At 65.5% G+C, this 22,131-nt stretch carries 13 protein-coding genes; 5 read left to right on the top strand and 8 right to left on the bottom strand.

The window, feature by feature from the left end:
- Window positions 1-95: 95 nt before the first annotated feature.
- On the bottom strand, window positions 96-2,582 hold the full coding sequence (locus LDO29_RS05780; protein WP_224078826.1) for a penicillin-binding protein 1A: 2,487 nt from the start codon (window positions 2,580-2,582) through the stop codon (window positions 96-98).
- Between the two features lie 289 nt (window positions 2,583-2,871).
- Here LDO29_RS05780 and LDO29_RS05775 point away from each other — a divergent pair, with 289 nt between their 5' ends.
- Window positions 2,872-3,939 (top strand): porin, encoded by a 1,068-nt coding sequence (locus tag LDO29_RS05775; protein WP_224078825.1) that lies wholly within the window; start codon window positions 2,872-2,874, stop codon window positions 3,937-3,939.
- Window positions 3,940-4,057: 118 nt separating this feature from the next.
- Here the strand turns inward: LDO29_RS05775 and LDO29_RS05770 are convergent, their stop codons facing one another.
- The 3 genes from LDO29_RS05770 to LDO29_RS05760 form a co-directional block, all read right to left on the bottom strand.
- On the bottom strand, window positions 4,058-4,417 hold the full coding sequence (locus tag LDO29_RS05770; RefSeq protein ID WP_224078824.1) for an ArsR/SmtB family transcription factor: 360 nt from the start codon (window positions 4,415-4,417) through the stop codon (window positions 4,058-4,060).
- Window positions 4,398-4,865: an SRPBCC family protein gene (locus LDO29_RS05765; RefSeq protein ID WP_224078823.1), complete on the bottom strand. Its 468-nt coding sequence runs from the start codon at window positions 4,863-4,865 to the stop codon at window positions 4,398-4,400. Before LDO29_RS05765 ends, LDO29_RS05770 begins: the two co-directional genes overlap by 20 nt.
- A gap of 83 nt (window positions 4,866-4,948) precedes the next feature.
- Window positions 4,949-5,569 (bottom strand): flavodoxin family protein, encoded by a 621-nt coding sequence (locus LDO29_RS05760; protein ID WP_224078822.1) that lies wholly within the window; start codon window positions 5,567-5,569, stop codon window positions 4,949-4,951.
- 250 nt (window positions 5,570-5,819) lie between these two features.
- Between LDO29_RS05760 and LDO29_RS05755 the strand changes: the two genes are divergently transcribed.
- From LDO29_RS05755 to LDO29_RS05745, 3 genes are all read left to right on the top strand, one after another.
- A complete protein-coding gene (locus LDO29_RS05755; RefSeq protein ID WP_396022628.1) occupies window positions 5,820-8,015 on the top strand; it encodes a TonB-dependent receptor family protein in 2,196 nt (731 codons plus the stop codon).
- A gap of 87 nt (window positions 8,016-8,102) precedes the next feature.
- Window positions 8,103-9,524 carry a multidrug transporter subunit MdtD gene (mdtD, locus tag LDO29_RS05750; RefSeq protein WP_224078821.1) on the top strand — a complete coding sequence of 474 codons (1,422 nt, stop codon included), beginning with the start codon at window positions 8,103-8,105 and terminating at the stop codon, window positions 9,522-9,524.
- A 132-nt stretch (window positions 9,525-9,656) separates the two neighbouring features.
- Window positions 9,657-11,249 carry a diguanylate cyclase domain-containing protein gene (locus tag LDO29_RS05745; protein WP_224078820.1) on the top strand — a complete coding sequence of 531 codons (1,593 nt, stop codon included), beginning with the start codon at window positions 9,657-9,659 and terminating at the stop codon, window positions 11,247-11,249.
- 5 nt (window positions 11,250-11,254) lie between these two features.
- On the opposite strand, the gene LDO29_RS05740 is transcribed toward LDO29_RS05745, so the two are convergent.
- The 4 genes from LDO29_RS05740 to LDO29_RS05725 are packed head-to-tail and all read right to left on the bottom strand — an operon-like array spanning window position 11,255 to window position 21,706.
- On the bottom strand, window positions 11,255-12,985 hold the full coding sequence (locus LDO29_RS05740; protein WP_224078819.1) for a ShlB/FhaC/HecB family hemolysin secretion/activation protein: 1,731 nt from the start codon (window positions 12,983-12,985) through the stop codon (window positions 11,255-11,257).
- A gap of 50 nt (window positions 12,986-13,035) precedes the next feature.
- Window positions 13,036-13,296 carry a DUF4231 domain-containing protein gene (locus tag LDO29_RS05735; RefSeq protein ID WP_224078818.1) on the bottom strand — a complete coding sequence of 87 codons (261 nt, stop codon included), beginning with the start codon at window positions 13,294-13,296 and terminating at the stop codon, window positions 13,036-13,038.
- Entirely contained in the window at window positions 13,297-20,283 is a 6,987-nt protein-coding gene (locus tag LDO29_RS05730; protein WP_224078817.1) for a hemagglutinin repeat-containing protein, read from the bottom strand.
- Window positions 20,255-21,706, bottom strand: coding sequence for a filamentous hemagglutinin N-terminal domain-containing protein (locus LDO29_RS05725; RefSeq protein WP_253074108.1), 1,452 nt, complete (start codon window positions 21,704-21,706; stop codon window positions 20,255-20,257). The genes LDO29_RS05730 and LDO29_RS05725 overlap by 29 nt, the downstream gene beginning before the upstream one ends.
- Here LDO29_RS05725 and LDO29_RS05720 point away from each other — a divergent pair.
- On the top strand, window positions 21,617-21,850 hold the full coding sequence (locus tag LDO29_RS05720) for a hypothetical protein (RefSeq protein ID WP_224079134.1): 234 nt from the start codon (window positions 21,617-21,619) through the stop codon (window positions 21,848-21,850). The genes LDO29_RS05725 and LDO29_RS05720 overlap by 90 nt on opposite strands.
- The last annotated feature ends 281 nt before the right edge of the window (window positions 21,851-22,131 follow it).

Raw genomic sequence — 22,131 nt, 5'->3', positions numbered from 1 at the left:
ACCGGCGCTGTTGCCAGAAGTTGTCTGCGGCCTCCGGTTGGCCGGCGGGCGGCGGGCTATCTTTGAGTCACACCAGCGGAGAGCGCCGCCGGATGTCAGCCGGGCGTGTCGGACGCACCCGGCGTGGCAATCGCCGGAGCGTCGGAGGACTGGGCCGGCAAGGCGGACGGTGCGGGTGCCGTGCTGGCCGCGGCGGCGTCCGCGGCCGCCTGCTCTGGCGCCGCGATGACGGCTTCGCCGCGATCGAGCGCCATGCCGGCGGCGGCGTCGGAGGCTTCGGTGGCATTGGCCGCTTGCGCCGGGGGCTGCGGCGTGACATCGGCTTCCGGCGACGGCAACGCCGGGCGGCGCGGCGCGGGGCGCGTGGCAGGCGCTTCGGGCGTGCCCGTCCCGCCGAACAGTCGCGTGAACCATCCGTGTACCTGCGTGGCCAGCGCGCTGAAGGCGCCGGATTCCTCTTCCTCGGCAAACCGTGCCCTGCCATCGATGATGCGGCTGCGCAGCGAGCGCTGGTAAAAGTCCCCGACGATCGGCAATGCGCTGTGGGCGCCCTGTCCCCAGTAGTCGCTGCGCAGCGTGACGCGGCTGTCATTGAAGCCGACCCACGCACCAGCCACCAGTTGCGGGTGCATCAGGATGAACCAGCCGTCGGCATTGTCCTGCGTGGTGCCGGTCTTGCCGGCCACGTCGGCACGGATGCCGAAGCGCGAGCGGATGCTGGCCCCGGTGCCGCGGTCGATGACGTCGCGCATCACGTCGAGCAGCGTCTGCGTGGTGGCGGCGGACAGCGCACGCTCGGCGCGCGCCGGCTGGAATTCCTGCAGGACCTTTCCGTCCCGGTCCTCGATGCGCGTCACCATCGTCGGCGCGATGTATTCGCCTGCGTTGGAAATGGTGGCATAGGACGCCACCATTTCCTTGAGGGTGACCGGGCTCGTGCCCAGCGCCAGGGAAGGCACCGCGTCGAGCTTGCTGTCGCGCACGCCCATGGCGCGTGCGAGCCTGGCCACGCGCGTGGGCCCGACTTCCTGCATCAGCTGGGCCGTGATGGTGTTGCGCGAATAGACCAGCCCGTCGCGCAGCGTCATGGCACGGCCGCTCGGGCGGCCTTCGTCCGTGGGGCGCCAGACTTCGCCGCCGGCGAGCTGGATCTCGACTGGCTGGTCCACCAGCGTGTCGTCGGGCGTCTTGCCCTGCTGGAATGCGGCCCCGTAGACAAAGGGCTTGAACGTGGAGCCTGGCTGGCGGCGCGCGCTCTGCACATGGTCGAATGCATCCTGGGTGTAGTCGCGGCTGCCCACCCATGCGCGAATCTGCCCGGTGCGCGGATCGATGGCGATAAAGCCCGCCTGGATGCGTGTCTTCTGCTGGCGCAGCGCCTGCATGAAGGCTGTATCGGCAAGCAGGTGCCTGAGCGCCTCTTCGGGCGGCGTGCCCGCGGCCACGGCATTGTGGTACTGGGGCGTTTCGCGCACGAAGGCCTGGACCAGGTCCTTGCTGGCCGCCCAGCCGGCGCGCGGCGCCCATGCGGCATTGGCAATGGACTGCAGCCGGTTGCCTTGCGCCGTGACGGCTTGTGTGGCCAGCGCCTGCAGGCGGGCGTCGATGGTGGTGTGCACGACCAGGCCATCGGCATAGATGTCATAGCCGTTGCGATCGGCCCAGCCAATCAGCCACTTGCGCAACTGCAGGGCAAAGTGCGGCGCCGGGCCCGGCGGTTCGGTCTGGCGCTCGAAATCGATGCGCAGCGGCCGCTTCTTCAGTTGTTCGTACCGCGCCGCATCGAGCCGGCCGCGCTTGACCATCTGCGCCAGCACCGTGTTGCGCCGGTCCAGCGCGCGCTCCGGGTTCAGCACCGGGTTGTAGTAGCTGTTGCCCTTGAGCATGCCGATCAGCGTGGCGCTCTGCAGCACGTCCAGCGAGCGGGCCGACTTGTCATAGTACGTGCGCGCGGCCATCTCGATGCCGTACGCGTTGTACAGGAACGGCACCGTGTTCAGGTAGGTCTCGAGGATCTGGTCCTTGGTGTACAGCGCCTCGATCTTGAACGCGGTGATCGCCTCCTTGAGCTTGCGCGTCAGCGTGGGCGCGCGGCCGATCTCGTCCGGATACAGGTTGCGCGCGAGCTGCTGGGTGATGGTGGAGCCGCCCTGGCGGTCGCCGGAAAAGGTGTGCAGCGCCGCCGAGGCGGTGCGCCGCCAGTCCAGGCCATGGTGCTGGTAGAAGCGGTGGTCTTCGGTGGCGATCAGCGCATCGACCACATTGGGCGAGATCTCCGACAGCTTCACCCACTCGCGGTTGGCCCACTTGTAGACGGCCAGTTCCTTGCCGTCGGACGACAGCACCTGCGCCGGGCGTTCGAACCTGGCCTTGCGAATGTCGCTGATGCCCGGCGTGAACGGAATCAGCACCAGCACATAGAGCAGAAAGGCCGCAGGCACGGCGGCCACGGCGAGCAGCACCTGCCGGCGGGTCGGGCGCCGCAGTGGCCGCAGGGACCTGAGGCGCTGCACCGGTTGCAATTGTGCCCAGGCGTGGGCCAGCGGCGGGACGAGCAGGGACTTGATCTTGTCCAGCCTCATGACGCAACCACGATCATCACAAGGCGGGGGCACAGGACAGCGCAGGGCACTCGGAACACCGGTCTTCGAAAAGACTGAATCCTACCAAAACGACCCGGCTCGGATCGAGGAGTCTGACCAAGAAGAGGTTCATGATGCACTCAAAATTTTCAGATTGTGGTCATTGCGTCATAAAGCCTTCACATCCGTTCGCCAGAATGCGCAGGCCTCCGGGGGTGGCCGGGCATGCCACGCATCCCGGGCCGTTCCGGGCAGGTCTCTCCCGTAGAACGACAAGTTGGATAACACAGTGAAGAAAGCTCTCCTTGCAATGACGGTAGCCGCGGCCTCGGCGGCGCCCGGGTTGGTCAACGCGCAGACTGCATCGAATGTGACGCTGTATGGCATCGTCGATGCCGGCGTCGAAGTCATCAACAACGTAGCCGGCAGCGGCGGTGCCCAGGGCACCGTGACCCGCCTCAACTCCGGCAACCTGTCGGGTTCCCGCTGGGGCCTGCGCGGCACGGAAGACCTGGGGGGCGGCCTCAAGGGCATTTTCGTGCTGGAAAGCGGTTTCGATATCGACACCGGCCTTTCCGGACAAGGCAGCCGCCTGTTCGGCCGCCAGGCCTACGTTGGCCTGCAGGCTGACATCGGCGCCCTGACGCTGGGCCGCCAGCAGAACGCGCTGTATGACCTGTTCGGGGCCTATGACCCGATGGGCGTGGGCCCGCGCTACTCGCTGAACACCGTCGATTCGGCGTTCAACAACCGTGCCGACAATGCCATCAAGTACACCGGCAAGTTCGGCGGCCTGACCGCCACGGCCTTCTACAGCTTCGGCCGCGACAACAACGGTGAAGTGCCGGGCTCGCCCAAGGCGGGCCGCAACTTCGGCGGCGGCCTGGCGTACGCGGCAGGCGCCTTCTCGATCGGCGCAGCCTACGACCAGTACCAGGGCGGCACCGTCGCGCTCGAGGATCGCAGCGCCAGGCGCGCGGCCATCGGTACCGCGGTCACGATCGGCGATGGCAAGGTCTTCGCGGGCTACCGCTGGCTCAAGGATGACGGTACCGGCAGCGCTACTGCTGCCCCGGTGCGCAGCAACGTCTACTGGGCGGGCGCGCAGTACCGCTTCACGCCGGCCTTCCTGCTGACCGGCGCGGCGTATTACACCGACACGCACAACAGCGACGCGGACCCGTGGATGCTGGTTCTGTCGGCCGACTACTCGCTGTCCAAGCGCACCGATGTCTACCTGAATGTCGGTTTCGCGAAGAACAAGTCGGGCTCGTCGCTGGGCCTGAACGGTGTCGGCACCGTGGTGCCGGGCGAAAACCAGACCGGCGCCACCGTCGGCCTGCGTCACCGCTTCTAAGCAGTGCGGTCCGTCCGGCATGGGTCGGACGGATATCAGTCATATCGGCACTTGCGTTCTTGGCGCAGATGCATTTGGCCGGATTCCAATCCGGCCGCTTTTTTTGATTGCAGGGGCCTCAGGCCGGCGGCTCGTGCATTTCCACAGCCGCCTTGAGTTTCAGCAGGGCGCGGTCCCACTGCTGCGCGATGACCTCGAGCGAGCGGCGCGCCAGCTCAACTTGCGCGGGCTCGAATTGCCAGAGCCGTTCGCGTCCCACCTTGATATCGTGCACGAGGCCCGCATCGGCCAGCACCAGCAGATGCTTGGTGACGGCCTGCCGCGTCATGGCGCTGCCGGCCGTGAGCTGCGCAATGGACATCGCTCCGCCCGCGCACAGCGCCACGACCAGCCTCAGGCGGGTTTCATCGCCGAGTGCCGCAAATACCGAGGCGCGCACCCGCAGGTCGGGCAGGGCCTCATGCGGGGTTGCCGACATGGCTGGCGATGTTGCGCATCTGCTCGTCCCAGCCGCCGCTGTTCATGCGGAACGCTTCCAGGCGCCGCTGCGGCGGGATCTGGTCGAAGCCGGATTCCACGACAGTCAGCAGTGTGCCGTCCGCCACTGGCTTCAGTTCGAACACCACAAGCGTGGAGGGCTCATCCGAATAATCGCGGCCGGGCTCGACGGCCGCAGGGTGCCAGCGCCATGACAGCAGCCGCTGTGGCGCCATCTGTTCGATTTGCACGTCGAAGATGACGTGCTCGTATCCCGGATAGGTCACGTGGCCCTGCACGCGCAGGCCGGGCGCGAAGGCGACGTCACTGTCGAATTTCACGCCAAACCAGTTGCCGAAGCTTGCGGCATCGGAAAGCGCATGCCAGACGCGCGGGACAGCAGCCTTGAGCAGGACGCTGCGTTCGATACGGTCCGTGGATGAAGTCATGCCCGGTCTCCTAATATGCAACTACGTGGTTGCATATTAGGAGACCGGGCAACAAAGCGCAACCTTGAGGCTGCGCTTTGGGTTCAGGCTGCCTGCTTCAGCGTGGCGAGCGCGCGGCGGCCGGCGGCGAGTTGCCGTGCCACTTCAGCGACGCGTGCGCCCAGGTGCTCGGCGGTGCGCAGGTCTGCCAGCGGTGGCACGACCTCGGCGCTCTCGTCGGCGTTGGACTGTGCTGCGGCACCCAGGAAGAAGCCGTGGCGATTGAGCGAATCCTCGGTCGACTTGGAGTTGTTGTGCCCCGGGGGCAGGCCCAGGTTCACCCAGTGCATGCCATGCTGCGCGGCGAAGATGGCGATCTGCTGCAGCGTGGCGAGCTTGTCGCCCGAACGCGATGCCGCATTGGTAAAGCCGGCAGCCACCTTGTTCGCCCATTTGCCGCCCTTGGCGAAGACATTGCGCGAGGTCGCGTCCATGAAGCCCTTGAACTGGGCCGAGGCGCTGCCCATGTAGGTCGGCGCGCCGAAGATGATGCCGTCGACTTGTTCGAGCGTGTCCCAGTGCTGGTCGATCTCATCGACGCTGATCAGCAGGCTTTCCACGCCGTCCACGCTGCCGGCGCCGCGCGCGACGGCCTGGGCCTGCTTGGCGGTGTGGCCGTAGCCGCTGTGATAGACGATGGCGACGCGGGTCTGGTGGGTGTTCATGGTGTCTTGCCTCACTTAATAAGCAAATGGATTGAACCTGACTGGCTGGCGGCATCTGGTTTGTTGCCGCCGTTGAGAGAAGTCTAGGGGTACGATGGCGCCGCATGGTGAACAGTGCGGAAATGAGTCATTGAAATTTTTTGATTGTTTGTCACCATTAAGGGAAGGGGTTTTCCCGCAAGTCCGCCGCATGGCAAATCGGGTGCAGACCATATAAAGTTATCTCGCATCCACCCCAACCCGGCGCCGGATGGATTCCACGACCGCGCCAGCCCGCAACCGCTCTCCAACGATGACAACAGGCGGCAAGCAGATCCTGGCACTCCGGCACCTCGTCACGCGCCATACGGCGGCATCGACTTTTTGCGTGCTGGCCGGACTTGCAGCCAACGGCAAGGCGGTAGCCAGCGAGCCGGAAGCGACGCTGCCGGATGTGGTGGTCAGCGCATCGCGCAGCGAACAGCGCCGGTTCGATGCCCCTGCCGCGGTGGACAGCGTTCCGGTCGATCCGCTGCGCGCGACCTCGCCGCTCGTGAACGTGTCGGAAGTGCTGACTGGCGTGCCGGGCGTGGCGGTACGCGATCGCCAGAACTATTCACAGGACTTGCAGCTCTCCGTGCGCGGTTTCGGCACACGGTCGACATTCGGCGTGCGTGGCGTGCGCCTGTACGTGGATGGCATTCCCGCCACCATGCCCGACGGGCAGGGCCAGGCCGCAACCGCCGATCTTGCCAATGCCAGCCGCGTGGAGGTGCTGCGCGGCCCGTTCGCGCAGATGTATGGCAATGCCTCGGGCGGCGTGGTGCAGGTGTTCACGCCGGACCCGCCGAAGGACGGTTTTACCGGCCGCGCTTCAACCGGCTTCGGCTCCGACGGCCAGTGGCAGGCCGGCGTGGCGCTCGGCGGCGGCAACGACAAGCTGGGCGGCACGCTGGACGCGTGGACCTACCAGACCGACGGCTACCGCGACCACAGCGCCGCGCGCCGCTACCAGCTCAATGCCAAGGTCGTGGCCCAGCCGACCGACGCCACGCGCGTGACGGGCCAGTTCAACTATTTCAACCAGCCGCTGGCGCAGGACCCGCTGGGGCTGACGCGCGCGCAGGCCGATGCCAACCCGCGCCAGGCCGTTCCGGCCGCCACGCAGTTCGATACCGGCAAGACTGTCGAGCAGACCCAGGCCGGCGTGGTGGTGGACCACAAGCTGACAGCGGCTGACAGCCTGCAGGGGCGGCTTTATGTGGGTACACGCCAGCTCAACCAGCGGCTGGGCATGAGCGGCATTGCCGCGACCTCGTCCGGCGGCATCGTCGACCTTGACCGGACCTACGGCGGCGCGGCGCTGTCGTGGACGCGGCATACCACTGCCGGCGGCCTGCCGCTGCAATGGAGCGCCGGCGTGGAGGCCAACGGCATGCGCGACGGCCGCACCGGCTTCGTCAACAACAACGGCACCCAGGGCGCACTGCGCCGCGACGAAACCGACAAGGCCAGCGACCTTGGCGCCTTCGCGCAGTTCGACTGGAGCTTCCATCCGTCCTGGGAGCTGGTGGGCGGCGTGCGGGCAAGCCGGGTGAGGCTGAGCATCGACGATCATTTCATCACCGCCGCCAGCCCGGACGACAGCGGCTCCACCACGTACAACAATGTCAGCCCGGTGCTGGGCATGGTCTGGCATGCGCTCGACACGCTGAACGTCTACGCCAATCTCGGCCGCGGCTTCGAAACGCCCACGCTGACCGAGGTGGCTTACGGGCCGGGCGGCGCCGGCAGCAACCTGGGGCTGCAGGCCTCCACCAGCCGCCAGGGCGAGATCGGCGTCAAGTGGCAGCAGCAGCGCCAGCGGCTGGAGGCGGCGCTGTTCGATGCCGACAGCCATGACGAGGTGGTGCCCTTGTCGAACAACGCCGGCCGCACCGTCTACCAGAACGTCGATGGCGTGCGCCGGCGCGGCCTGGAGCTGGCGTGGCGCGGCGGCTTCGGCGCGCAGGTGGGCGCGTCGGCCGATGGCGTGGCAGGCAGCCGGTTCGAGACTGGCCTGGCCTACACCTATCTGTCCGCCTACTTCGGCGAATCGTTCCTCAACGCGCAGGGACAGACCGTCAATGCCGGCAACCGGCTGCCCGGCACGGCACGGCACAGCCTGAACCTGGACATCGCATGGCGGCCGCTGCCGCCGCTCGTGCTGGGCGCGGAAATGCACGTGGACAGCCGCATCTATGCCGACGACCTCAACACCCAGGCCGCGCCCGGCTATGCCACCTTCAACCTGCGTGCCGGCTACGAATTCCGCATCGGCAAGACACGGCTGTTCGCCTTCGGCCGCATCGACAACGTTACGGACCGCAAGTACATCGGCTCGGTGATCGTCAACGAAGCCAATGGCCGGTATTTCGAACCGGCGCCGGGCCGGCGCTTCTTCATTGGCCTGCGTGCGGCGATGTAAGCCACGCACGGACTTGCCACGCCACCCTCCGCCGGCCTAAGGTTGCGGCTTTGGCCGGCATGCCGGCCAGCACCGGAGTACGCAGCCATGACCACGCCCATGCCTGACGACCACACCCGCCGCATCATGCTGTGGGTCGTGGCGGTCGGCTTCTTCATGCAGACGCTCGATTCCACCATCGTCAACACCGCGCTGCCGTCCATGGCGCGCAGCCTCGGCGAAAGCCCGCTGCGCATGCAGTCGGTCGTGATCGCGTACTCGCTCACCATGGCCGTGATCATCCCGGCGTCGGGCTGGCTGGCCGACCGCTTCGGCACGCGCACCATCTTCCAGACCGCGATTGCGCTGTTCGTGCTCGGTTCGCTGCTGTGCGCGTATGCCGGCACGCTGCCCTTCCTGGTGGCCGCGCGCGTAGTGCAGGGCGTTGGCGGCGCCATGCTGCTGCCGGTAGGCAGGCTCTCGGTCCTGCGCACGTTCCCGCGCGACCAGTACCTGCAGGCGCTCAGCTTTGTCGCCATCCCGGGCATGATCGGCCCGCTGATCGGCCCGACGCTGGGCGGCTGGCTCACGCAGGCGCTGTCGTGGCACTGGATCTTCCTGATCAACGTCCCCGTCGGCATCCTGGGTGCGCTGGCGACGGTCCGCTACATGCCCAATGCGAGGCAGGCTGGCATCGGCCGTTTCGACATCACCGGCTATGTGCTGCTCGCCGTCGCGATGCTGGCGCTGTCGTTCTCGCTGGACGGGCTGGCCGACCTGGGCTTCCAGCATGCGACCGTGCTGATGCTGCTGATCGCCAGCATGGCCGCGCTGACGGCCTATGTGCTGCATGCGGGCCGCTGGCGCCAGCCGCTCTTCGCGCTGCGGCTGTTCCGCATCCATAGCTTCAGCGTGGGCTTGCTCGGCAACCTGTTCGCGCGCATCGGCAATGGCTCGATGCCCTTCCTGATCCCGCTGACCTTGCAGGTGAGCCTGGACTACTCACCGTTCGACGCCGGCCTGATGATGTTGCCCGTCACAGCGGCAGGCATGGCGTCCAAGCGCCTCGCCACCCGGCTGATCGAGCGCCACGGCTATCGCCGCGTGCTGGTCACCAACACCTTTGCGGTCGGCGTTGTGATGGCCGCGTTTGCGCTGATCACGCCGCAGCGGCCGCTGTGGATGGTCATCCCGCTGCTGGCGCTTTTCGGCATGGTCAACTCGATCCAGTTCACCGCAATGAACACCGTCACCCTCAAGGACCTGAGCGGCACCGGCGCCAGCAGCGGCAACAGCATGCTGTCGATGGTGCAGATGCTGTCGATGAGCCTGGCGGTTACATCGGCGGGAGCGCTGCTGACGACGTTCGAGCGGGGCTTCGGCAACCTGCCGTCAGGCGTGCTGCCGGCGTTTCATGCCACGTTCATTTGCATGGGGCTAATCACGTGCGCGTCGGCGTGGATCTTCATGCAGTTGTCGCCGCAGGAGGCGAAGGCCGTGGCGCATCGGACGGAGAGGGTGGAGGGATAATCTATGCCCTGTTGTGTCTCTTCCTGTGCATCTGGGCGAACCGTCGCCCGGCGGCAGCGAATCCGGACTGCAACCGACATCAACATGGAAATCACGGTTCACGTCGTGATCGGGAAATAGAAGCCGGCTCCCATGCCATCGTATCCTCTCGTTCTTTGCCTGACCATTGCCGTGGTGTGCAGTATTGGCATGGCCGTCGCGGCATGGCCGCGGCGTGATGATCCGACCATCCAGGCGTTCCTGGTGCTGGCCGGCGGCGTGGTGATCTGGAGCGGCGGGCGGCTGCTCGAGATCAGTTCGGCGGACCTGGCCGGGCGGATACTGTGGTCTGAGATCCAGTATTTCGGCATCGTGGCCGTGCCGATCGGCTGGCTGGTGGCGATGGTTCACCTGAGCCGGCCGCGCTATGTGGTGCCGTGGTCGTTGCTGTCGGTGCCGATACTGGTGGCCGTGCTGACCGTGGTGCTGGTCCTGACCAATTCGCATCACCACCTGGTCTGGACCAGGATCACACTGATGCCGCCGGGCGTGGCCCCGGGTGCCGTCTTCGAACACGGCATCGGCTATGGCGTCATTGCGGCCTGGTCATACCTGCTGCTTGCGCTGGGTTTCTATTTCCTTGTCACGGCCGAGGTCCCCAATGACGCCCTGTCGCGGCGCGGGCGCGCGGTGCTGGCGGGCAGCCTGGCGCTGCCGCTGCTGACCCATATCGCCTACCTGCTGCGCTGGACCGGGCCGCTTGGCGGCGACCTGATACCCGCCACGTTTTCGCTGATGGCTGTGCTGGTCTGGTTCTGCGGGTTGCGCAGGCACCTCGACGATATCGGCCACTACGCGCGCCTGCGCGTGTTCGACGCGCTGGGCGAGGGATGCGTGGTCCTCGGTGCCGACGGCAGGGTCGTCGAGTACAACCCGGCCGCCGCACGGCTGGTGCCGCAGCTGTGCCGCGGGCAGCCAGTGCCCGCCGGCTGGGAGGAGGTGTTCCTGGGCCCGCAGGGTGCAGGCAAGGAACGCGCCGTGCGCCCGTTCGTGCCGCCTGGCGCGCATTTCGAGCTCACTGCGGAAGCCGTGACCCGCATGGACGGCAAGCGCATCGGCACACTGGTCTTCCTGCTCGACATCAGCCGCTACCAGTCGCGCGAACTGGCGCTGACGGCCAGGCTCGGGCAGACCGAGGAACAACTGTCACGCGTGCAGGCGGACCTGGATATCGACGCCCTGACCGGCATCCCGAACCGCCGCTACTTCCAGCGCGAGGCGATGGCCGCCGTGATCCGCGCGTTTGAACGGCGCGAGGAGATGGGACTGCTGATCCTGGACGTGGACCTGTTCAAACAGTACAACGACCTGTATGGCCACCCTCGTGGCGACGAATGCCTGCGCCAGGTGGCTGCCGCGCTGACGCGGGTGCTGGCAGGCGCGCAGTTCTGTGCGCGCCTCGGCGGCGAAGAATTCGCGGTGGTACTGCCTGCGTCGACGCAGGAAGACACCCGAGCCGTGGCCCGGGCCATGGTCGCGGCGGTGCGCGATCTCGGCATACCGCATAACGGAACGCCCGTGCAGCCGTTTGTGACGATCAGCGTCGGTGCGGTCTGCGCGACGCCCGATGCGTCGCGACTCGAGCCGCTGCTGCATCGGGCCGACAGTGCGATGTACCAGGCCAAGCGGGCCGGGCGAAACCGCTTTGTGCTCGAGGGGCCGGCGGCCGATGTGCGGTCCGGCTGAGGTATTCAGAATTCAAGCCCGATCTGCGCGGCGATATTGGGCGAGTGGGTGCGGAAGAATTCCGGCTTCCTGACCGGCCAGCCGAGGGTGACTTCGTAGGTCAGGGCGGCGTAGCGGCTCGCCGCCCAGCGTCCTCTCGCCCCGATCACGGCGCCCATCAGTGTCAGGCCCACCAGGAACGCGGCGGACGGGCCGCTCACATGGCCCATGTCGAAGCCGATGAAGGCCTCCTGTCCGGAATTACCAAGCTGCCACGCGAGGTCGTTGCGCATCGTGACACCGTTCTCGGCGGCGAGCGTCAGCTGCTCATCGAAGCCACGCACCGAGTAGCGGTTGCCGATGGTGAAGTAGTCGGATGGCAGGACGCGTGTGCGCGCATACTGGGCTCGCACATTGCCCTGGTAGCGCAGGCGCTGCCCGCTGACCTGGAACGGCACCATCAGCCCGGCATTGGCCAGCAGGATCTCGGACTTGCCATCCCAGTTCGGCTCGCCCAGCACGAAGCCAGGCTCCTTCGAATGGCTGGGCAGCGAGGCGCGCCAGCCGACGCCCAGATCCAGCACGTTGGCGCCGAAATACTGGCGGTGGGCGGCACCGACCTCGTAGCCGACAAAATCCCGGGATTGCACCGGGATGTCCTGGCCGTTGATGGCGGTGTGCGCGGTCTTGCGGAACACCTTGCCATAGAGACTGGTCTTGCCCGACGCGTTGCGGAACGGCACGTAGCCGAGGCCCGCCTCGATCTGCGTATTGCGCCCGCCATACACGATGTCTTCCTCGAAGCCCGCCACCGTTTGCTTGTAGCGCGACTGGTTGGCGTTGAAGAACGCATTCCAGTAGCCGAAGGGGATGCTGTAGTTGATGGCCGACGAGCGCGTGCCGGCGGCACCGTTGCCGACGTTGGCATTGGTGTTGCCGGAGATCGTCAGGCTGTCGTAGAGGAAGAGCGGCGAGTCCACGGTGAGCGTGCCGCCCATCTGGTACTTGCCGGTGTTGTCCAGGCCGCCGTTGTCACCCGTGACGAGCGCGTGCCAGCGCTTGCCGGTGCCGGGCTTGATCACCAGGTCGGTGGCCCCGGGGGTCTCGCCGGGCACGAGGTCGATGCTGGCATCGGCCTGGCCCTGCAGGCGGCGGATGTTCTCCATGCCCTGGTCCACGTCACGCTGGTTCACCAGGCCGCCGGGGCCGGTCGGCAGGGCGGTGCGCCACCAGCCGGCGGTGCCCTCGGACTGGATGCCGGTGATGTGGCCGGCCACGACACGCAGGCGCAACTCGCCGCTGGCGAGGTGCTGGTCGGGGATCAGCACGCGCGTGGTCATGTAGCCTTGGCTGACCAGGCGGGCGGAGAAGTAGTCCTGGATCGCCTCCAGTCCCTGCTTGCCGACGCACTGGCCGACCAGGATGCCGACCTCGCTCTGCAGCCAGGGGAAATCTTCGGCGCCCTCCCATGTCACGGACCTGATCGGGAAGCAGGGCGCCTCGGTGGGGAGGAGCAGCGGGCCGGACGGCGCGGGCTCGGCGGCGGTGGGCGAGAGCACGTCCGGGCGGGCCATGGCGCGCTGCTTGGCGGCTTCTTGCTGCTGCTCCTGGCGGCGCTCGATGGCGTCGTTTGGCGTGACGTTCGGGAAGAACGGCAGGGCCTGGGCCACGGCCAGCGAGGGTAGCGACAGGAAAAATGGGACAAAAGGGGAGACACCGCGCGCCTTGCGGCGCGCGCTTGTGTGCTTAATCGGCATGTATTGCTACGTTTGGTCGACCGGGAAGTGGAACTTATGCAAGTAGCTTGTTATTTATCGTCCTTCTCTTTTTGATAGGTCTCTTTTGCCTTACGCCACTCTGACTTGCCAAATGGTTTAAGGCCAATCATTTTTGCGCGAGAACTAATTCCGCCAACGAAGATGGCGACTATCCCAAAAAGAAAGACGATAATTCCAAGCCAATTGGGGATGGCTTCGACTCCAAGTCCTCCGAATATGAGAATAGCTCCGATCACTATCAGAGCACCTCGTACGGTCGCCGTTAAATTTCCGTCTTCGATTAATTTCATTTATTTTTCAGTGGTGCGCTTGGTCCACTGCTCATTAATCCATGCTTTCACGGAATTCATCGTGTTTGTTGCCTTTATTGCCTCTCCAGCTTCATTGATTACTGGACCTGCCATTGGAAAGCGTTCGCCCAAGTAGTAGCCGCCCAATCCAAGGAGATTCTCCGCTGTATACTGTCCTACGTCCGGTCGTACTATTTGCTCGACCGCACCGGCAGCTAAGCCTGTCGTCGTCGCTGCGCCCGCTATAGCGCCGGCTGTAGCCGCCACTACAGGGTTTGGTGAACCTACTGCTATTGCTGCGGAGGTTGCACCAATCCGGCCAGCTTGAGTGCCAACGTAGCTAGCCATATCAGCTACATCAGTACGCCTCTGGGTAATTTCCTGTTGTGTATACCCTGCAGGCAAGCCAGCAGCGCAGTTCGCCTGCCCAGCCCCACACTTCGCAGTCGGCAAGGTTCCAGGCGAGTTGCTAGTTTTCGATACGTTGCCGAAGTCAAGCCGGCTCGTATAGGGCACATCACCTTGCATAGTCTTCTGTTGCGACTGGATGTAGGCAATGATCCCTGCATCCGGCTGCGCTTGTACTTCTCGGATCTGCGTTGTGCCGGCCACCGAAGTCCACGTTACACCGCCATCTGTTTGCTTTGTCGTTGCAGCGTTGATCTGGTCGGGCGTACCGTACTCCAGCACCTTTCCATTCATATCTACACGATCAGACAGCCGCATTTGCGCTTCGATCTGCTCTGTTGTGTACTTGCCACCGCTATTCGCAGCCATCTTCTTCGCAAGTTGCTTCTCATCCGGGTGCAACTGTCGATTGTAGCGGTCCACATTCGCCGCCATGGACGCACCGGATCCTCCGCCCACTACCGCCCCGATGCCCCCCGCCACGATGTTCGCGGCGATGTTGCCCAGGGTCTCGTTCAGTGCCGCGCTGCCGGTATCGGCACCGCTAGCCACGGCGTTGCTCAGCTCGCTCAGCTTCCCTCCCGACAGCGACGCTGCCCCAGCGCCAGCGGCTCCCGCTAACGCGTTGCCGCCACCAAGGCCAGCAATCAGTGCACCACCGGCAGTGTGCAGCGCGGCTCGGTAGCTGCCACCATCCTTCCAGCCTTCGATATCGGCCTGAGCCGCCTCCATGGCCGCTTGATTTTCGGCACTCGGATTGAGCTTGTTGGCTTCCGCCGCTGCGGTGTACCGCTTGTTGGCATCATCGAACTTGGACTTAGCAATATCCCCCACCGTCTTGGCCACGGCTTCACCCGCTGCCTGGGCCGCCGCCATCATGTCGGCCTGCTTGTTCAGCAGCTTCTCCAGGTCCGGGTTGTTGCCGACCTGGCTGTTGGTGCCCGTGGTGTCGCGCTTGAGCGTCGCCAAGTCCTGCTTCTGGTTGGCCTCGTCCTTGATCGTGATCGTGCCGTCAGCCACCGCCGCCTGCGCCACGCCGTCCTCGCTGCCGCTCTTGTGCTGCGGGATCATGGGGCTGATGCCGCCGGTGTTCTTGCCCGAGGTTGGCCCGCTGTTGTTCTGACTATTGGGAGTGCCCATGGTGCCGCCGCCCGAGATGCCCATCGAGGTGGCGCTGTAGTCCGAATGATTGGCGATATCGCTCCAGGTGAGCGTGCCCGTGGTCAGGCTGTTCTTGTCCTTGCTGGCCTCGCTGGCGATCACCGCGCCCTTCAGGTCGGTGTTGCCCTTGACGTTGAGGTCGAAGCCGCCCTCGCCAGCGTAGATGCCAGACTGTTCCGTCACGTTGGCATAGCTGCCATCGGCCTTGCCCTTGGATGCCGAGAAACTGGCCGAACCGCCGCCCTGGCTGATGCTGAAGCCACCGCCCATGCTTTGCTGGCGGGCGTGGGACTCTCCTGTGTCCTGGCGGCTGGCGAGGTTCAGGTTGCCGCCCACGTCGCCAACCACCTTGCCACCGCTGACCGTACCACCCAGGATGTTGGTATCGTTGCCCGACACAATGGTGACCGATTCCTTGCCGGTCACGTGGCTGTTGACCTGGGTCGTGCCCTGGCTGTCCGAGTTACCTTTTGCCATCGAGGCCGAAGCGGAGACACCGAAGCCCTGCGCGCCATAGGACACACCGACGCTGGCGCTGCTCGACTTGTTGGTACTGTGACTTTCGTCGCTATCGGTCGCCGAGACGACGTTCACGTCGTGCTTGGCACCTAGTGCGACCTTGTTGGCGTCGATGTTCGAGCCGATGATGTTCAGGTCACCAGCCGTCTTGTTGCCATTGGCATCGACGCCAGTCGCAATGAAGGCAGCGGTGCCGCCCGCCGACACAGTGGACCCGTTGTGGCTGGTGCTGTCCTCAGTGAGCGTCTGCTTGCTCTGGCTGGTACCCCAGGAGAGGGTGGCGGCAGCGCCGGCTAGCGGGTTGCCTCCGGCTTGCGCCAGTGCCGCGCCAGTATCGGCAACGTCACGCGCTGCCGCAATGCCCCACAAGGCGGAAGCACGGCCATCCTCGCTCTTGGACGCGGAACTGATCTTGCTGCCCGCATTGATCGCCGCGCCGATGGCGCCGCCGGACCCCCCCAGCGTGAAGCCGCTTTGCTTGACCTCGTGCGCCTCGTCGTGGTGCTGGCGGTTCTGCGCGGCCTCGATGGTCACGTCCGCACCGATGCCCGTGACATCCTGCTTGGCGATGAGGTCACTACCGGTAACCTTCAGGGTACTGCCCGCCGTCATGTGCACGCTGCCGTCCGTGGAACCGACCAGGCTGCCGACCTGCTGCGTACCCCTATCATTGGTCGTGTCCTTCTGGTCCCGGTTGCCGTACGACAGTCCCGAGCCGGTGGCTCCGAAGCCCGACTTCTTCTCTTCCTTGAAGCTGTAGGCCGACGAGGTAGTTTCGGCGGTGTCGATGGTCATATTGTTGCCGGCGCCGAGATTCACGTCGTGCGTGGCCGCCACCGTACTGCCCGTGATGGTCATATCGCGACCGGCATTCATATCTACCGTGTCGCCGGAGAACGTGCTGCCCAGCGCCTCTGTGTGGCTCTTGGCGTCGATGGTGTGGGTGGACGTCTTCGACATGAAGCCGCCGCTCTCGCGCGACTGCTCGTCGCGTACCGACACGCTGGCCTGGCCCGCCTTCACGTTGATGTCGCGTCCGGCTCCCACTGCCAGCGCGCCCTCGGCGTTGACGTAGGCGGCGGTGGCATTCACGTCGCGGCCCGCCGCGAGGGCGACGTCGCCGCCCGTGATCTGTGTGCCGATCTCGGTGCTACGCGCGACGCTGGTGCGGTTCTTCGCATCGGCGGCGGTATCGCGCTGCACGCCCACCTGTACCGTATCGAGATTGATATCCCGCCCGGCGCCCATGCCGAGGCTGCCGCTGGCCGTGACACTGGCGGCGGTGTTGTTGATGTCCCGTCCGGCCACCAGCACGGCATCGCCCACATCGAGGCTCGATATGCCACTGATGACCGTGCGGCTGGCGCTGGATTGCCCTTGCGTATTGCTGGCCGAAGCGGTGGTGGTGGTCAGGTTGATGTCGCGCCCAGCGGTTGCCGCGAGCTTGTCGGCGCTGATCTTGCCCGCCAGGTTGTCGATATCCTGCCTGGCATTCAGGCCCATGGCGCCGGCAGCCAGCGTGCCCCGGTCGTTGCGGATGTTGCCCGCATCGATCAGCATCACGTCGCGCGCCGCAATGGCGCCGCTGTTCTTCACATCTCCATCGGTCTGGATCGCCATGTTGCGCGCGGTGATGATCGTGCCGTCGCCCTTGAGGTCGGCCTCCCGCAACTTGAGGTACACCTGTGGCACCAGCACCTGCTGGGTGCTGCCGTCCGGCAGGGTGACGGTCTTCTCCACCAGCCACACGATATCGCTGGTCAACGCCTGCATCTGCTCGGGGGGGAGCGCCGTGCCGACGTGAAGCGAGAATTGCTTGCCGAATTCGATACCCGACTGCATCAGTGCCTTGTACTGCGCCTCATTGTCGGTGTAGTCGCCCACGAAGCGCTGGCCGGTCCCCAGCATGACCGCATCGGCCACCAGGCGGGCCTCATAGAAGCCGTCGCCGAGGCGCTTGAGCACGCGGCTGGGGTCCTGGCCCAGTTGGGTCAGCATATAGTCGCTGGACAGCCACTGGCGCTGGTCGGTGAAGCGCGGATCGGTTTCGATCAGGTACCGCGCGCCCGGTTCGGCGTGCACCTGGAACAGCGCATTGTTCGGTACCGCAAGCGACGGGGTGACCGTGCGGATCGCATCGCCGCCCAGGCGACCGCCTGCCGAGGCGCCTCCCGTGTTCAGCGATACCTGCGTCATGGTCGGCGCGTTGGCAATCGGCCCGACGCCAATCTTGCCCGCCACGGTGGTGCCGGTGCCGGTCACTGTCTGGTGCTCCAGCGCCGTGCCGGTCGCCAGGACCAGCGGCAGCGTCAGGTTGAGAGGCGGCAGCGTGCCGCTGTCACTGCGGCGGTCGGGGTCGTTGACGCCGTAGTTGATGTAGTTCCAGTCCTGCGTGCCCGTGATGCTCTCGATCCGGGTGCCGGTGTAGCCCCGGTCGTCCACCGCGCCCGGTACGGTGAGCGTGCCACCGACGGCGATCTCGCTCTTGTCGTTGATCACGTTGCCATTGAGCGCGGCGTTGCCGCCCACCAGGATGCGGGCCGGATCGGTGCTCTTGACCACCTCGTCGCGGGTGCGGGTCTGCTCGTTGACCGAATAGAAGTCCCTCACCACGCGCGAGTGAAAGTCCAGATTGAACGTCTTGATCTTGTCATTGAGCGCCTGATACTGGGCAAAATTGGCCTGGCGCCAGGTCTGGTACGCCTGGTATGCGGCCTGACACGATGCAGGCGCATCACTGGCGCAAGGCGCCTGGAATGCTGGCGGTGCCGAACTGGGGCGCTGTACACCCAGTTTGTCCCAGATGACATCGTCTGGCCGGTAGTAGAAGTGCTCGTCGGTCACCGCCACGACATTGCCAACGTTGTCCGTCTGTGAGAACTGGGCCAGCGCCAGGCCCACCGGGGTCCATTGCTCGGCGGGCAGAAAACTGTTGTCGCCTTCCACGGCGTCGTAGTAACCCCGGTTGGGGCCGGTGGTGCCATCCGGCAGGCGCGACCAATCAAAGGGCGGGCCGAACTGCGAGAACGGGTACTGCGTCGAGGGTAGGATCAGCCACCGATAAGCGCCACGCTCATTGCCGTCCTGGTACAGCCACCCAAGGTCGGTGGCTGGGTGCGCGTCATCGGGGGCGCCGCGCTTCCAGTCCCAGAAGATCGCGGTGCTGGGATCAATGTCCTGGTCGGAGCCCTTCAGGCGATAGGTGATGGTGTTCACCACACCGGTGTCATTCACCTGTGTCTCGAAGTGGCTGTTCTCGTTGCGGATGCTGGCGGCGTTGATGTTCGCATTGCCCGCCACGTCAATGGTGGCCGAGGCATTGGTGAGCGAGTTGGCCTGGCCGGTCGCCTTGCCCTCTGCGTCGAGCGCCCCGCCCACGTTCAGGTCCTGCGAAGAGAGGATCAGCGCGTGCTCGCGGTTCACGATGTCCGGCGCGCCCAGGTTCACGTCACCCACGCGCGAGGCGATCACCGCACCGTTACCGGTGGCCGGGTTGATGTCGTTCAGAATCTGCTGGCCCGCGCCGATGGAAACCGAGTCGCCATAGATGCGGTCGAGGTTCGTGACCGTGGTGCCGCCCTCGACGCGCACCGCGCCGCCATCGATCAGTCCCCGGTTAAGCACGGCCTGGTCGGCACGGATCGTGTTGGACGTCTGCCCGAGCAGTTCGCCATCGTTCGTGATGTTGCGCCCATGCAGGTTCAGCACACCGGCGCCAATTTTGCCGGTGTTGTTCACGTCGCCGCGGGTGTCGAGATCAAGCCGGCCGGCAGCGGCGAGCGTCTTCGTATTCGTAAAGTCACTTGTCAGCTTGAGGCCGAGATCGCCCTGGGACTGCACGATGCCGTCGCCGGTGAGGCGGTCTCCCTCGATGCCGAGCCGCGTATTGGCCGCCAGCAGGCCATCCGTGTTGGTGGTGGCGCCCACATTGAGCTGGGCCGTGCCGCCCGAGGTCGCTTCGCCACGCGTATTGTCGAGCGTCGCGGCGCCGACGGTCATGGCCGTGTCGGCCCGCAGGGCGCCGTCGATGTTCTCGATGGCATTGGCGGTGATCTGGACGCTGCCGCCCTCCATGCCCTTGGGCGCGGCGTCCGTGCCGCCCAGGGTGTTGCGGTTCACCACCGTGCTGGCCTGCGTATCGAGCAAACCGCCCGCGTGGGTGAAGCCCCCGGTATTGTCGAGCATCGCTGCAATCCGGAGTTTCGCATCACTGTTCGTGGCGAGATAGCCGTCAATGTTGGCCAGGCTGTCGGCGGTCACGTCCAGTGGCCCACCGGTGACGAACTTGCCCCCGGTGTTGTCGAAGGTAGTCGCTGTCACCTTGGCTGACTGCTGGGCGGAGACCGTCCCGGCGCGGTTGCTGAATACGCCCGTGGTGAGGGTCAACGGCCCGTTGGCGACCGTCAGGCCACCATTGCCGTTGTCATACAGCTGCCCGTGTGTGTCGACCATCAGCAGGCCCGTGGATTGCACCACGCCCGCACGGCTGTCGAACAGGCCCGTATCGGCCTGGACGCTGGCGCCCGCGATCACGCCGGACGTGTTGATGAGCGCCTGCCCGGCGGTGTCGGCCTTGAGCGCCTGGGTGGCCGATAGTTGCCCGTGGTCGTTGACGATGGCGCCACCACCAACGTTGAGGTCCTTGGCCGCCAGTGCCTTGCCCGAGGTGTTGTCGAGCGCCCCGGTCAGGGTCAGGCTGTCCTGCACCGAGCCCATGACGCCACTGCGGTTGACGATGGACGAGCCGGCCACCGTGGTCGCTCCGGTCCCGGCGAGCGTGCCGCCGGTGTTGTTTACCGCTTGCGTGCCGGCGACAGCCAGCGCACCGCCGCTGGTGATAGCGCCACCCTGGTTCAGGACGGTCGCGCCGTTAACTTGCGCGCCGCTCGTGCCCGCCACGATGGTGCCCCCCCCGATTGTCCACCGTGCCGCCGACCTGCACCTGCACGGCGTTGGCTTCGAGCCGTGCGTTCTGGTGAACGATGGCGCCCGATGCCGAGAGGTTTGCCGTGCCGTGTGCCACGGTCGTACCTTGGGACAGGTCCAGCGTTGGCGCCGAAAGGTTGGTATCGGCCCCGGTCAGAATCTTGCCGCTGGACTGGATCGACGTGCGCGCGGCGAGGTTGGCGGTCCCGGCGACGGTGACGTTGGCATCGACCCCGGCGCCGATAGTGCCACTGTTGGCAATGCGGTCGGCAAGGCCGAGCACGTCGGTGCCGGCGGCCACGGTACCAGTGTTGGTCAACTGGCCGGGTGTCGTGGCGGTGATCCCGCCGCGCGTGGTGATGGTCCCGGCGTTGTCAAGGTTAGCGCCAGTCATGGTCGCGTTGCCTTGCGACTGCAGGCGCCCGCTAGCCAGCACTCGCACATCGCCGTTATTGTCCACGGTGATATCGCCGCCGCGCGCGTCGGCAATGCCGCCCAGGTTGAAACCCACACCCTTCTCGGTACCGATCAGGCGGATGGCGCCGTTCGCGTACATAGAGCCGAGCGCGGAGGCATCCAGTGCGAACTGCGGCGCGGCGCCATTACCGGCCTGAGCGGTGGCATTGAGATTCTGGTAATCAACCTGGTTGGCACCGGTGATGACATTGATGTGCTTGGCCCAAAGCTCGGCATTGATTGAGATCGAACGGGCGAGCAGGTCCACTTGTGCCTGCGGGCTAGACAAGCCCTGGCCGTCGAGGGCGATATGCCCGTCCCGCACGTCAAAGCCGGCAAGGTTGCCGTCCGGGCCGTACAGTGCGCGGCCCATCGAGAGGGTAAAGCGATCCGCGTTGATCACGCCGCAGCCCGCGCAGGTAATTCCCGCCGGATTGGCCAAAATCACCGTCGCACGGTTGCCGGCCACCTCCTGCATGCCCATCAGCTGGGAGGGGTTCGGGGCCGTCACCTGGTTGACGATCACACCGGCGCTATTGTTGCCCAGCTGCATGTTCCCCTGGACCCAACCGGCAATCTGCGTCTGGCTATTCTGCCCTGAATTGTTCAGCACGACGCCGGAAGGCCCCACGTTATACCGGATGAAGTTGTTAACGCTGGTCCCGCCATTGCGGTTGGGAGCGGCGATATTGACGATGGCGACGCCATTGGCAGCCACCCCCACCACCGGACGCGCCCCCGGCGCGTTCTTGTCCACCTGGATCGGCAGGGTCTGAGCCTGCGCGGTTTGCGCCAGGATCACGGGCAAGCCCATCATCGATGCCGCGATGACCGTCAGCCACAGCACGGGATGGAACGTCGTGCCTTGTCCCTGGCGTTCGGCACAGCCCTGGCGCCCCTTGCCGCGTCCGACCGCATTTTCCTGGACTGCTACCAGCATGCCTCGCACGGCGTTGAAGACCAGGCGATGGATATTCTTGTTCATTTCGTGTTATCGCTGAAAGCGCTCCGGCGTAGATTTGCCAAAGCAAAGGAAGACCGCACCGGAGCCCAGTCCAGGATCACAAAAATGGCTTGGAAATAGCTGCGGAGAAGTCCGAGGGGCTCCGTGAATCCTCGGAATATTCGAGATTTAAATCAGAATTAAATTGCTTTTAAGGCTGGGCAGATTCTTCGATCGGACTATGAGGTGCGACAAAGAGGAAAGGAACAGGAAGCACCCGAATATCACACTTGTTTGCAGTGTGTTGGGTGCTAGCGACAGGCTGCCAACCTGGATTTCATGCTCGCGATGCGAGCGGCCGTCATCTCAGCGGAGGTGCTGCTGACGGCGTTCCGTCGGGCCGCAAGCCTTGGCGTTGCGGC

The sequence above is a fragment of the Cupriavidus laharis genome, assembly GCF_914271435.1.
GTDB lineage: Bacteria > Pseudomonadota > Gammaproteobacteria > Burkholderiales > Burkholderiaceae > Cupriavidus > Cupriavidus laharis.
This window is presented reverse-complemented; position numbering and strand designations above follow the sequence as displayed.